Genomic DNA, 12915 nt, shown 5'->3' with positions numbered 1-12915 from the left:
GCCCGGCTGGCGCCGGCCCGGGCCTCGAGCCGGCGGGCCAGGCGGCCGAGCAGCCCGGCGGCCAGCTCCAGCCGGCGAGCACGGCGCGCCCGGCGGGTGATCCCAGCGGTGACGGCGTCCTGCTGCAGGTCCGCGGCGCGGACGCGGTGCAGGGTGTCGGTGTAGGGCTCGAACGTCATGGCGGCCTCCTCTCTCACGTGGTGCGGTGCAGGCGGATGGCGCCGCTGACCGTGCTGACGGACAGCAGCAGCGTGCGGTCGGTGGCGGCGGGGGCGTCGGCGCGGTCGAGCTCGGAGTGGATCGACCCGGAGATCGACGAGACGTCGAGGTTGGCGGCCGTGCCGGCGACGATGCCGACGGACACGTCGCCACTGGCGGTGCGGGCGCGCAGCTCGCCCTCGAGGGCGCGGTGCGCGGTGATGTCGCCCGACGCCGTCTTCACCTCGACGCGGCCCTCGACGGTGGCGACCCGGACGTCGCCCGAGGCGGCGGAGATGCGCCCGTCGCGCACCGGCTGCTCGACCTCGATGTCGCCGGACCCGGACTCGAGGTCGACACCACCGGCGGCGGTACCCAGCCGGATCGAGCCGGAGCCGGTGCGGACACTGGCGCCGGCGCACTCGGTGACGTACACGTCGCCGCTGCCGGTGCTGACCCGGACGTCGTCGCAGGTGTCGACGGCGACGTCGCCGGAGCCGCACTTGCCGGTGACGTCGGCGAACCGGCCGTCGAGGCGGATGTCGCCGGAGGCGGCCTGCGCGTCGACGGTGCTGCCGGCCGGCACGGTGACGGCGACGTCGACCGACGCGGACCGGCCGAGCAGCGACGTGGTGCGCGGGACCTCGATGCGCAGCGCGCCGGGCCGGTGCTCGACCCGCGTGCGCCGCGCGAGGTCGTCGCCGTCGTGGCCGGCCGGTCGCAGCTCGACGACGATCTCCGCCGTGTCGGCGGCAGTGACGACGACGTCGCCGGAGCGCTGGCCGACAGACAGGCTGATCGGCCCATCGGCGGGGAAGGTGTGGGTGAGGATGTCGGACACGGCGGTCTCCCGGGTGGTCGAACGGTCTGAGCGGTCAGCGGACCCAGCCGGACAAGTTCCGGCCGAGGGTGACGCGGGTGGACGAACGCGGCGGCTCGAGGGTCTGCAGCACGGCGCGGATCAGCCACGCGTTGACGGACATCCCCTCGGCGGCGGCCGCCTCCTCGACCCGGACCTTGAGCGTCTCGGGCAGCCGGAGCGACACGCGCGACGTGCCCTCGTCCTCAGGCGGTGCGGGCGGCGCCGGCGGCGTGGGCGGCTGCGGCGGGTGGGGCGGCGCGGGCACCGTCTCGGTGGCGACCATCTCGGGGTCGCCGCCGCGCAGCCGCACCTCGACGGCGATGCCGTCGAGCTGGGTGGTGATCTCAGCCGCCGCGTCGCCCAGAGCCTCCAGCAGCGTGAGCCGCAGGGACGGCTCGACGGCATACGACAGCCGCTCGGCGGCACTGCGGACGTCGTCGGCGGCGGCCTGCCCGGCCGCGGCCAGCGAGCCGCGCAACGCTTCGACGTACTGAGTGAGTTCCATGACACCATGGTGACGCCATAATGGCGTCACGTCAAGTCATGGTGGCGCCACTCTGCCGCCGCCGTGGCGTCAGCCGTCGCCGGTGGGGCGTCCCTCCCGTTGCAGTCAGCCGCCATCGAGAATGACGGCGTGGGCGACATCGGGCGTGCGGACGAGAGCGTGACGATCGCGCCGGGGCGTGGTCGTCAGGATGTCGGCATCGTCGTCACGATGTCGGTGGCCGCTGCCTCGGCACGCCGCCGATCGGGACATCCGCGGTGGCTGGTCCGTGCTGTCTCGATGATCATCCAGGATCGACCACCTGATGCTGTGGTCGATCCTGGATGAACACACCGAAAGGTCCGGGACAGGTCGTCACGGTGACGTCGCCGACGAGCCGACCGGCCGTCACGGCGTTGCCGCGGCGTTCGTCGTCACCACCATGGCGCCCACGTCGGCATCGAACGCGGCGGCTGACAGACGGGTAGGGGCCGGCGGGCCGCCAACGGCCGGCCGACCAGCGGCTGGAGCGCCGAGGTGGCGCCATGATGACGCCAGGGTGGCGTCAGGAGCCGCGCTTCACCGCGGCCAGCAGCAACTGGGCGACGTCGAGGACCTCGACGCCCTCGCCCCGGCCGGCCGCCTGGGCCTCCGTCAGCCCGTCGGAGAGCATGACGCGGCAGAACGGGCAGCCGATGGCGATGGTCTCGGCACCGGTGTCGAGCGCCTCGGCGGTGCGGGCGCTGTTGATGCGGGTGCCGATGCGCTCTTCCATCCACATGCGGGCACCGCCGGCGCCGCAGCAGAAGGAGTTCTGCTGGTTGCGTGGCATCTCGCGCAGCTCCACACCGGGCAGCGCGCCGACCAGCTCCCGCGGCGGCGTGTAGACCTGGTTGTGCCGGCCCAGGTAGCAGGGGTCGTGGTAGGTGACCGGCCGTCCCGCGACGGCGTCGCCGACCGGCGCGACGGGGGTCAGCTTGCCCTCGCGGACCAGCCGGTTCAGCAGCTGGGTGTGGTGGACGACCTCGAGCTCGAGGCCGAGCTGGGCGTACTCGTTCTTGATCGTGTTGAAGCAGTGGGCGCACGTCGACACCACCCGGACGGCGCGGGTCTCGCGCAGCACGTCGATGTTCTGCATCGCCAGCTGCTGGTACAGGAACTCGTTGCCCGACCGGCGGGCGGGGTCGCCGGTGCAGGTCTCGCCGTCGCCGAGCACGGCGAACGAGACGCCGGCGGTGTGCAGCAGCTCCGCGACCGCCTGGGTGGTCTTCTTCGCGCGGTCCTCGAACGCTCCGGCGCAGCCGACCCAGAACAGCCACTCGACCTCGTCCAGCGACTCGACGTCGACGCCGACCTGCTTGACCTCGAACGACAGGTCCTTGGCCCAGTCCATCCGCTTCGACGCGTTGACGCCCCACGGGTTGCCGGCCTTCTCGAGGTTCTTGAACAGCCCGTTCAGCTCCGACGGGAACTCGGACTCGATCAGCGTCTGGTAGCGGCGCAGGTCGAGGATGTGGTCGACGTGCTCGATGTCGACCGGGCACTGCTCCACACAGGCGCCGCACGTGGTGCACGACCACAGCACGTCGGGATCGATGACGCCGCCCGCCTCGGCCGCGCCGACCAGCGGGCGGTCGGCCTCGGCCACCGCCTCGGCCGGCACGTCGGCCTTGGCCTGCTCACCACCGGCGAGCAGGTACGGCGCCTTCGCGTACGCATGGTCGCGCAGCGCCGTCACGAACAGCTTCGGCGACAGCGGCTTCTCGGTGTTCCACGCCGGACACTGCGACTGGCAGCGCCCGCACTCGGTGCACGTGGAGAAGTCGAGCAGCCCCTTCCACGAGAAGTCCTCGACCTTCCCCACACCCAGCGAGGCGTCGTCGGGGAGGTCGTCGAGGGCCTCGAAGTCGACCGGCTCGCCGTTCACCGTCAGCGGCTTGGCCGCGCCCAACGCGGCGCCGCCCTCGGGGTCGCGCTTGAACCAGATGTTGACGAACGCCAGCCCGCGGTGCCACGCCACGCCCATGGTCAGGTTCCACGCGATGACGGTGAAGAACAGCCACGACACGATGATCTTCGCCGCCGCCACCACGTGCACCGCCAGCTCGACGTCCGCCGTCGAGACGCTGGAGAACCACGACCCGATGAACGCCGACAGCGGGAAGTGCAGCACGTCGCCGTCGCCGAACAGGCGGTACTCCAGCCCGCGCAGCACCAGGATGCTCGTCGCGATGAACGCGATGGTGAACTCGACGTAGTAGGCCTGCCAGAAGTTCGACCCGAAGAACCGCGAGCCGCGGCCCAGCCGGCGCGGGTGCGACCGTTGCCGGATCGCCGTCAGCACCACGATGCCGATCAGCGTCAGCCACGCGATCGCCTCGGTGAACCACTCGAACGGGATCCAGTGCCCGATCAGCGGCAGCGCGAAGTACGCGTCGAACAATTGCCCGTACGCGGTGACCAGCGTGAAGAACAGCGCGAAGAACCCGATCATGACGAACCAGTGCGCCGCGGCCACCACCGGGCGCTTGGCCATCTTCGTGTGACCGAGGAACTCGCGCACCAGCGTGCGGGTACGCCCCGACGGGTTCAGCCGGCGGCCCGGCGCCGGCCCGCCGAGCCGGATCACGCGCACCATGCGCATCACGGCGTCGGTGAACACCACCAGCGCCAGCACCGTCACCCCGAGGGCGGCGACCACCGCGACGTACTGCATGGGGTTCGGCCTCCTTGCCGGTCCGACGAGTTCTCGCGACTAGATTACTCGCGAGTAACCCACTAGGCGCTGTCGACCCGCGTCCGGTGGAAGTTCAGGTACGACCGGCTGGGCGTCGGCCCGCGCTGCCCCTGGTAGCGCGAGCCGTGCCGCTGCGAGCCGTACGGCTCCTCGGCCGGCGACGTCAGCTGGAAGAAGCACAGCTGGCCGATCTTCATGCCCGGCCAGAGTTTGATCGGCAGCGTCGCGACGTTGGACAGCTCGAGCGTGACGTGCCCGGTGAAGCCGGGGTCGATGAACCCGGCGGTCGAGTGGGTCAGCAGGCCCAGCCGGCCCAGGCTGGACTTGCCCTCCAGCCGCGCCGCGACGTCGTCGCCCAGCGTCACCGTCTCGTACGTCGAAGCCAGCACGAACTCACCCGGGTGCAGCACGAACGGCTCGCCGCCGTGCGGCTCGACCATGCGGGTGAGGTCGGGCTGCTCCTCGGCTGGGTCGATGTGCGGGTACCGGTGGTTCTCGAACACGCGGAAGTAGCGGTCGAGCCGGACGTCGATGCTCGACGGCTGGATCATCTCCGGGTCGAACGGGTCGAGCGTGACCCGCTTCGACTCGACGGCGGCCCGGATGTCGCGGTCGGAGAGCAGCATGTGGGGACACTACCGAGAGAACACGGGCCGTCCCACACGACCTCCACTCCACCACCGCTCCAACGCCCGTTGGGCCTGGACGAGGGTCAGCCGTCCGGGGCCTGACGGCGGTAGGCCAGCGGCGCCCGCCAGCCGTACCGGACGGCGAGCGCCCGCAGCGCGAACGTCACCACGCTCGCGGTGACGCCCGTCCACACCGACAGCGCGTCCAGCCGCCACAGCACGGCCGTCGCCGCGGCGCCGGTCATCGCGGGCAGCGCGTAGATGTCGTCGTAGCGGAACAGCGACGGAACCTCGCGTGCCACGACGTCGCGCAGCAGGCCGCCGCCGACCGCGGACGTCACGCCCAGCAGCGCCGCCGACACCGCCGGAACCCCCGCGGCCAGCGCCTTCTCCGTCCCGGTGACGCAGAACAGCCCGAGCCCGGCCGCGTCGAACAGCAGCAGCGTGCGCCGGAACCGCGGGACGTGCGGGTAGTACAGGTAGACGACGCCGGCGGCGAGCACCACGGGAGCCAGGTACACCGGGTGTTCCAGCGCCGCCGGCCGGACCCCGATGATCAGGTCCCGGATCACCCCGCCGCCCAGCCCCGTCATCCCCGCCAGCAGCGCGCTGGCCACGACGTCGAACCCCTTGCGCGCCGCCAGCAGCGCGCCGGTGACCGCGAAGAAGAACACTCCGACGAGGTCGAGCGCGAGCTGGGTCCGCTCCGCGAAGATCTCCACCGGGCCAGCATCGGCCCTGCGTGATCCTCAGCCGCTGCGCAACGCGGTGATCGGCTCGACGGCGGACGCCCGCCAGGCCGGGTAGGCGCCGGCGACCAGCCCGATCGCCCCGCCGAGCAGCGGCGCCGCCAGGGCCAGCCGGATGTCCAGCAACGGTGTCCAGTCGCGCACGACCGACACCCCCACCGTCGCCAGCACGCCGACGGTCGACCCGATCAGCCCGCCGAGGAACCCCACGATCCCGCTCTCGACCAGGAACTGCCCGGCCACGTGCGACCGGCCGGCACCGACCGCCCGCCGCAGCCCGATCTCCGACACCCGCTCGAGCACCGACAGCAGCGTGACGTTCGCGATGCCCAGGCCGCCGACCAGCAGCGCCAGCCCGCCGAGCGCCAGGAACAGCCCGTTGACGTCGGCCGACACGTTGTCGCGCAGCGACCCCGGCCGGGGCGGCGCGGTCACGTCGAGCAGGTCGGGGTTGTTCGGGTCGACGGCGATCGGCGCCTGCCGGCCGATCAGCTGGGCCGCGCCGAGCTCCGTCCGCACCTCCAGCACCTCCGGAGCCTCCAGCCCGTACAACTCGCTGGCCGTCGTCATCGGCATGATCACCGAGTCCTGCAGCTCCGACCGGTAGTCGACGCCGTCCAGGATCCCGATCACCGTGAACGCGCGGTCGCCGATGAAGATCGACGGCTGCGAGTCCACCCGGTTGATGCCCAGCCGGTCGGCCGCGTACCGGCCGAGGACGACGACGGCGTCGCCGCGCGCGTCGTGCCCCTCGTCGAAGACCCGGCCGCCGGACAGCCGTGCGCCGAGCGCCTCGAACAGCCCCGGCGACGCGGCCGCGACCGGCACCGTCTGCTGCTGCGTCCCGTAGGGCACGCCGCGCACCGGGTCGCCGCCCACGTCGACGGTCGCGAACGTGCCGGCCGACGCGACGCCGGCCAGCCGCTCGAGCCGCTCCGGCGCGTCCCACGGCAGCTGGGTCAGGGCGACCTGACCGTCCGGGCCGTCGGTCTCCCCCGGCTCGACGGTGACGCGGGTGGCCGCGACCGCGTCGAACCGGTCGGAGATCTGCCCGGCCGCCGTCTGCCCCAGCCCGATCGTCGCCACCAGCGCCGCGATGCCCAGCACCGTGCCGAGCGTGGTCAGCGCCAGCCGCGACGGGCGGGCGGCCACACCGGCCAGCGCCTCGCCGAGCAGGTCGCGCAGCGTCATCCGGCGGCCCCGGCGGGTCAGCCGCTGACGCCCGGGCCGCCTCATGCGATCACCCCGGCCGACGCGACGTCGGACATCACGCCGTCGACGATCCGCACCCGCCGCTGCGCCCGAGCGCTGACGCCGTCGTCGTGCGTGATGACGGCGAGCGTGAGGCCGTCGGCGTGCAGCTCGTCGAAGAGGTCGAGCACCGACGCCGCGTTGCCGGAGTCGAGGTTGCCGGTGGGCTCGTCGGCCAGCAGCAGGCTCGGCTGCGCGACCAGCGCCCGGGCGATCGCCACGCGTTGCCGCTCGCCGCCGGAGAGCGTGATCGGGTCGAAGTCGAGCCGGTGCCCGAGCCCGACCCGTTCCAGCGTCGCGACGGCCCGCGCCGTCCGCTCCTTCCGCGGCACCCGCAGGTACACCATCGCCAGCTCGACGTTCTCCAGCACGCTGCGATGCGGCAGCAGGTGGAACGCCTGGAAGACGAAGCCGATCCGCTCGCCGCGCACGCGGGTGCGGCGCCGCTCGGACAGCGTGCCGACGTCGACGCCGTCCAGCCGGTAGACGCCGCGCGACGGCCGGTCCAGCAGCCCGAGCAGGTGCAGCAGCGTCGACTTGCCCGATCCCGACGGCCCGATGATCGACAGGTACTCCCCCTGCGCGATGGTGAGGTCGACGTCGCGGACGGCCTCGACGCGCGGCGGGCCGGGGAACACCCGGCCGACACCGCTCATCTCGACCACCGGCGGCGTCACTCGTCGCTCCCGTCGCCGGTGTTCTCGCCGCCGTCGCCGACGACGACCAGGTCGCCCTCCGCGAGAGTGCCGTCGACGGCGGTGACCTCGGCGTAGCCCTGGGCGGTCAGGCCGACCTCGACCTCGACCAGCTCGGCCACGCCGTCGCGCATGACCTCGACGCGCGTCTCCCCGCCCGGCCCGGCGGTGAGCGCCGCCAGCGGGACGGCGAGCACGTCGCCCTCGGTGCTCTCGATCGGCACGGTGACGCGCACGTTCTGCCCGCGCAGCGCCTCGGCCTGCTCCGGCGTCAGCTCGCCGGGGGTGATGGTGACGTCCCAGCCGGTGGCGCCCTCGCCCTCGGCCTCGGCGATGCCGGTGATCGTGCCGGGCACCAGCTCGCCGGTCGGCAGCTCGATCGACACTGCCTGGTCCACGGCCAGCAGCTCGTAGTCGGCCTCGTCGACGTTCGCGGTCACCACCAGCGACGCGCCGCTGACCGACATGACGGCGCCGTCGACCTGGTTGCCGCGGCGCACGTGCACCTCGTCGACGCGGCGCGGCAGGCTCGGCACGTACACCACCTCCGACGCGGGTAGCGGCGTGCCGGCGGCCGCGGCGGCCTCGTCACGGGTCGCCTCGGCCTCGGCGAGCTGCTCGCGGGCGTCGTCGAGCGCGTCCTCCAGCGCGTCCTCGTCGAGCGGGGCCTCGCCCGGCCCGGGCGAGGTCGAGCCCGCCGAGTCGAGCGCCTCCTCGGCGTCCTCGACGGCGTCCTCGGCCTGGTCGACCGCGTCGTTCGCGGCGTCCAGCTCGCCCTGGGCCTGGGGGTCCGGCTCCGGCGGCTCGTAGCCGATCCGCTCGAACAGCTCCGCGACGGCGTTGCCGGTCGACGCGGTGTACTCGTCGTCGACCCGGCCGGGGTCGAGCCCGAGCCGCTCGAGCGTCAGCTCCAGCTGCTCGACGTCCGGGCCGCTCATGCCCGGCCGCAGCGACCGGTACATGGGCAGCTCGCCGGCCAGCGCGATCAGCGGCCGGCCGACGATCTCCAGCAGCGCCGCTCCCTCGGTGATCTCCGCGCCGACCTCAGGCACCTGGCCGGTGACGATCGGCGGCGTCTCCAGCCCGCCGACCTCCGGCGTGACGTCGACGGCGCCGGCCGCCGTGACGTCACCGCGGGTCACCACCTCGCTGTTCAGCGTGCGCAGCTCAACCGGCACCGTGACCTCGGACGCCTCGGGCGCGGCCGTCCGCGCGATGGCGTCGGCGGGCGAGGTGATGCGGGTGCCGGCGAAGATGCCGGCACCCAGGGCGATGACGGCAGTGCCGCCCACGACGAGCAGGGTCCGGCTGCGCGCTCGGCTCACCCGACGCCACCGGCCCGACCGGCCGGGCCCTCCGCCATCGCGTCGCGATAGCGCTCCAGCTCGGCCCGGTGCTCCTCGACGAAGTCCTCCTCGAAGCCCCAGGCGACCTCCTGCCGGACGTCCGCGTACTCCTGCTGCTCGCACTCGTAGTCGGCGGTCGCGAGGGCGATCTCGTGCTCCTGCAGCTCGGCCAGCGCCTCCTCGTCGACGTCGACGTCCTCCGGCCCGCCGCCGATGCTGACGCTCGGCCCGCCGGCGCTCACGTCGTCCTCCGGCGCCTGGTCGTCCCAGCCGTAGAGCTCGCTCATCTGCTGCATGACCGAATCCTCGGGGTCGGTCGTCGCGTCGAAGTCGCCGTACCCGGCCTCGGCCATGCAGGCCGCCCACGCCTCCGTCGCCTCGACCATGCGCGGGTCGCTCTCGATGCGCTGGCGTAGTGCCTCGAGGTCCTCGAACAGGCCCTCGAACTCGCTCATGTCCGGCCCCATCACCATTCCGCCGTCGTCGCCGTAGACCTCGGCGCGGGCCTGGCCGTGGCAGCCCTGGTCCTCCAGCGCGGGCGGTTCGCCCTCGCCCGGCCCGACGGGCTTGACGGCGACCGCGTTGCCGCCGTCGGAGATCTCGACCATGTCGCCCCAGAGCGCGCGGTTGTACGCCTCCAGCGCGGCCTCGGACAGGCCGTCCCGGATCTCCTGGTTGGGATCGGTGACCTCGTCCTCACCGGCCTTGTCCGGGTTCATCAGGGTGGTCATGCCGTAGCCGTACTCGCGGGCGAACTCCTCCGGCGGCAGCGCGAACGCGTCGGCGAAGGGATCGTCCTCGGTGTCGCCGCCGAACGGGTCCACCGGGATGTACTCGAAGCCGGCCTCCTCCATGCAGGTGGCCACCAGCTCCTCGACCTGCCGCATCTTCTGGCGTTCCTCCTCACTCAGGTCGCCGGACGAGATCGCGACCGTCATGCGGCCGCCGCCGGTGAAGCCGGAGTTCTCGCCCATGTACTCCTCCAGCGGGCTCAGCTCCTCGCCGTCGCCGCTCGCCTGGTCCGCGGAGTCGCCGTTCGTCCCGTCGTTCTGCCCGCCGCTGCCGTCCTCGTCGCCACAGCCGGTCAGGGCCAGGCCGGCGACGCAGGCGAATGCCAGCAGCCGGGCCCGTGCTCGCCAATTCGTCATGCCAGCAGGGTGCGAAGGACGCTGTGAAGAACCTGTGAAGGAGCCGTCAGATCCGCGCTCTTCACAGGTTCCTGACAGGTTCCTGCGACACTCGGTGGGTATGGGAGCCCGGATCCTCGTGGCCGAGGACGACGTCAAACAGGCCGAGCTCGTCCGCCGCTACCTCGAACGCGAGGGTCACTCCGTCGTCGTCACGCACGACGGGCGCACCGCGCTGGACGAGGCGCGGCGGCGCCGGCCCGACCTGCTGGTGCTCGACGTCATGATGCCGCGCGTCGACGGTCTCGACGTCTGCCGCATCCTGCGGACGGAGTCCGACACCCCGATCATCATGCTGACCGCGCGGTCGACCGAGGACGACCTGCTGCTCGGCCTCGACCTCGGCGCCGACGACTACCTCACCAAGCCGTACAGCCCGCGCGAGCTGGTGGCCCGGGTCCGGACGATCCTGCGGCGGGTCGACCGGCACCGCAGCGCCGACTCGCGGCTGCGCATCGGCGACCTCGTGGTCGACACCGCGCGGCACCAGGTGTTCGTCGACGGCCGCGAGATCGACGTCACGCCGGCCGAGTTCAAGATCCTGGCCTGCCTGGCCGCGGAGCCCGGCCGGGTCTTCCCGCGGCAGAAGCTGCTGGAGCAGGCGTTCGGCTTCGACCACTACGCGCTCGACCGCACCGTCGACGTCCATGTGATGAACCTGCGCCGCAAGATCGAGGCCGATCCCGCGGCCCCGGCGTTCCTGCTGACGGTGTACGGCGTCGGCTACAAGATGGCCGACCGACCAGGAGTCCGCGATGCGTCGTAGCCTGTTCGTCCGCCTGCTCGTGCTGTTCCTGGGCGTGGCGGTCATCTCCATCGCCGCCACCGCCTGGATCACCACGCAGAGCACCAGCCAGCGGCTGCGCGGCGAGTTCGAGAGCACCCTCGAGGCCGACTCCGAGATCTACTCGGCGCTGATCGCCTACGCGCAGGGCCACGACTCGTGGGACGGCGTGGGCCCCGTGGTCGACGACCTGGCGGCGGCGACGGGGAGCCGGGTCGCGCTGACCGACCCCGGCGGCGACGTGCTGGCCGACTCCGCCGCGACCGGTGGCGGCGACGCTCCGCCGCTGCCGTCCACCCCGACGGCGGAGATCGACCCCATGACGCCGCTCGCGGTCATGGCCGGCGGGGTGTCGATCGCCGCGGCCCAGCCGATGGCAGTCGAGAGCTGGTCGGCCGCCGGCGGTGAGGTGGCCGACGACGTGCCGCCCAGCACGCCGACGCCGGGAGCCGGCACCGAGACGGCTCCGTCGGACGACGTCGTCCGAGGCAACGCCGACGCGACCTTCGTCGGGTCGGCCGGCCTGCCGCTGTCGATGCCGCTGGACTGGCGCCTGACCGAGGCGGAGGCCGCCGCCCGCGAGCGCCTGGTCGCCGAGGCGAACGCCTGCCTGCAGCGGCTCGGCAGCGAGGAGCTGGCCGTCAGTCCCGACGGCATGGTGCTGCGGATCTCCCCGGACCCGGCAGCCACCGTCCTGGAGGAGAAGCCGCTGTACGTCACCGAGACCACGACCCTCGACAGCGCCGTCCACGACTGCGTACCCGAGGAGCTGTCGATGCCCAGCGAGGCCAGCCAGGCGCTGAACCGCGAGCAGGTGCGGCTGACCGGGGAGTGCCTCGCCAGTGCCGGCGTCACGGCCACGCCCAGGGTCGCCTCCGAGACCGGGCTGGCCCAGCTCACTGTCGACCCCGACGACCCGGTCGCGCTCGCCACGCTCGCCGAATGCTCGGTCCGGGCGAACGAGCAGGCGATGGAGCCCTACCTCGCCGACCCGGCGCTGCTGTACATCGGCTCGACCGATCGGTTCGACGCGTTCACCGGCGGCGGCTGGGTGCGGACGGCGCTCACCGGGCTCGGCGTCCTTGCGGCGGCCACCGGTGTCACCGTTCTCGCCGGCCGGCGGCTCTCGCACCCGATCCGCACCCTCACCGCGGCCGCGCAGCAGCTGGCCGCCGGCGGACGGGGCACCCGGGTCGAGGTGACCGGCCGCGACGAGGTGGCCCGGCTGGGGCACGCGTTCAACGCGATGGCGTCGTCGATCGAGGAGAACGAGCGGCAGCGCAAGGCGATGGTCAGCGACATCGCGCACGAGCTGCGGACGCCGCTGGCCAACGTCCGCGGCTACCTCGAAGCGGCCGAGGACGGCGTCGTGCCCATGGACGCGCAGCTGGTGTCGTCGCTGCTGGAGGAGTCGACGCTGCTGCAGCGGCTGATCGACGACCTGCAGGACCTCGCCCTCGCCGACGCCGGCATGCTGCGCGTGCACCGTGAGGACACCGACGTCGCCGAGCTGGCCCGTCAGGTGGTCGCCGCCCACCAGCCGTCGGCGGCGTCGTCCGGCACGGAGCTGGTGGTGGCCGCGCCGTCGGCCGTCGTCGCCGACGTCGATCCCGTGCGGCTGCGGCAGGCGCTGGGCAACCTGGTGGCGAACGCCGTCCAGTACTCCGGCGCCGGCAGCACCGTGCTGGTGCGAGTGGCGCGCGACGCGGCGACCGGCGACGTCGTGCTCGCCGTCCGCGACGACGGTCCCGGCATCGCACCCGAGCACCTGGAGCACCTGTTCGACCGCTTCTACCGCACCGACACCTCCCGCACCCGGGCGACGGGCGGCAGCGGGCTCGGCCTGGCGATCACCAAGCACCTCGTGGAGGCGCACGACGGGACGGTGACGGTGTCGAGCATGGTCGGCGCGGGGTCGACGTTCACCATCCGGCTGCCGGTGCACGCTCCCGTCGCGGCAGGGGCGAGCTGATGTGTGCGATCGCGGGCGGAA

At 73.0% G+C, this 12915-nt stretch carries 12 protein-coding genes; 3 read left to right on the top strand and 9 right to left on the bottom strand.

The features are described from left to right. Nucleotides 1–193: 193 nt before the first annotated feature. Together DY240_RS02240 and DY240_RS02235 are read right to left on the bottom strand one after the other, a co-directional pair. Nucleotides 194–1039: a DUF4097 family beta strand repeat-containing protein gene (locus DY240_RS02240; protein WP_119658342.1), complete on the bottom strand. Its 846-nt coding sequence runs from the start codon at nt 1037–1039 to the stop codon at nt 194–196. 34 nt (nt 1040–1073) lie between these two features. After that, the gene (locus DY240_RS02235) at nt 1074–1565 is read right to left on the bottom strand and encodes a hypothetical protein (RefSeq protein ID WP_119658341.1); all 492 of its coding nucleotides are present in this window, start codon (nt 1563–1565) and stop codon (nt 1074–1076) included. Between the two features lie 129 nt (nt 1566–1694). Here DY240_RS02235 and DY240_RS31295 point away from each other — a divergent pair, with 129 nt between their 5' ends. Beyond that, nucleotides 1695–1892 carry a hypothetical protein gene (locus tag DY240_RS31295; RefSeq protein WP_147375174.1) on the top strand — a complete coding sequence of 66 codons (198 nt, stop codon included), beginning with the start codon at nt 1695–1697 and terminating at the stop codon, nt 1890–1892. A gap of 217 nt (nt 1893–2109) precedes the next feature. On the opposite strand, the gene DY240_RS02230 is transcribed toward DY240_RS31295, so the two are convergent. From DY240_RS02230 to DY240_RS02200, 7 genes are all read right to left on the bottom strand, one after another. After that, on the bottom strand, nt 2110–4260 hold the full coding sequence (locus tag DY240_RS02230; RefSeq protein ID WP_119658340.1) for a (Fe-S)-binding protein: 2151 nt from the start codon (nt 4258–4260) through the stop codon (nt 2110–2112). Nucleotides 4261–4322: 62 nt separating this feature from the next. Continuing rightward, a complete protein-coding gene (gene dcd, locus DY240_RS02225; RefSeq protein ID WP_119658339.1) occupies nt 4323–4907 on the bottom strand; it encodes a dCTP deaminase in 585 nt (194 codons plus the stop codon). Nucleotides 4908–4993: 86 nt separating this feature from the next. Beyond that, a complete protein-coding gene (locus DY240_RS02220) occupies nt 4994–5632 on the bottom strand; it encodes a trimeric intracellular cation channel family protein (protein ID WP_199700639.1) in 639 nt (212 codons plus the stop codon). 27 nt (nt 5633–5659) lie between these two features. Next, entirely contained in the window at nt 5660–6895 is a 1236-nt protein-coding gene (locus DY240_RS02215; protein WP_199700638.1) for an ABC transporter permease, read from the bottom strand. Then, nucleotides 6892–7566, bottom strand: coding sequence for an ABC transporter ATP-binding protein (locus DY240_RS02210; protein WP_119658345.1), 675 nt, complete (start codon nt 7564–7566; stop codon nt 6892–6894). Before DY240_RS02210 ends, DY240_RS02215 begins: the two co-directional genes overlap by 4 nt. A gap of 17 nt (nt 7567–7583) precedes the next feature. Next, entirely contained in the window at nt 7584–8897 is a 1314-nt protein-coding gene (locus DY240_RS02205) for an efflux RND transporter periplasmic adaptor subunit (protein ID WP_199700636.1), read from the bottom strand. A 29-nt stretch (nt 8898–8926) separates the two neighbouring features. Beyond that, nucleotides 8927–10099, bottom strand: a complete 1173-nt coding sequence (locus tag DY240_RS02200) for a hypothetical protein (protein WP_119658336.1) — start codon at nt 10097–10099, stop codon at nt 8927–8929. 100 nt (nt 10100–10199) lie between these two features. Here DY240_RS02200 and DY240_RS02195 point away from each other — a divergent pair, with 100 nt between their 5' ends. Next, nucleotides 10200–10904, top strand: coding sequence for a response regulator transcription factor (locus DY240_RS02195; RefSeq protein ID WP_119658335.1), 705 nt, complete (start codon nt 10200–10202; stop codon nt 10902–10904). After that, nucleotides 10894–12894: a sensor histidine kinase gene (locus DY240_RS02190; protein ID WP_119658334.1), complete on the top strand. Its 2001-nt coding sequence runs from the start codon at nt 10894–10896 to the stop codon at nt 12892–12894. Before DY240_RS02195 ends, DY240_RS02190 begins: the two co-directional genes overlap by 11 nt. Nucleotides 12895–12915: the final 21 nt, after the last annotated feature.

Source organism: Jiangella rhizosphaerae (assembly GCF_003579925.1).
Classification (GTDB): domain Bacteria; phylum Actinomycetota; class Actinomycetes; order Jiangellales; family Jiangellaceae; genus Jiangella; species Jiangella rhizosphaerae.
This window is presented reverse-complemented; position numbering and strand designations above follow the sequence as displayed.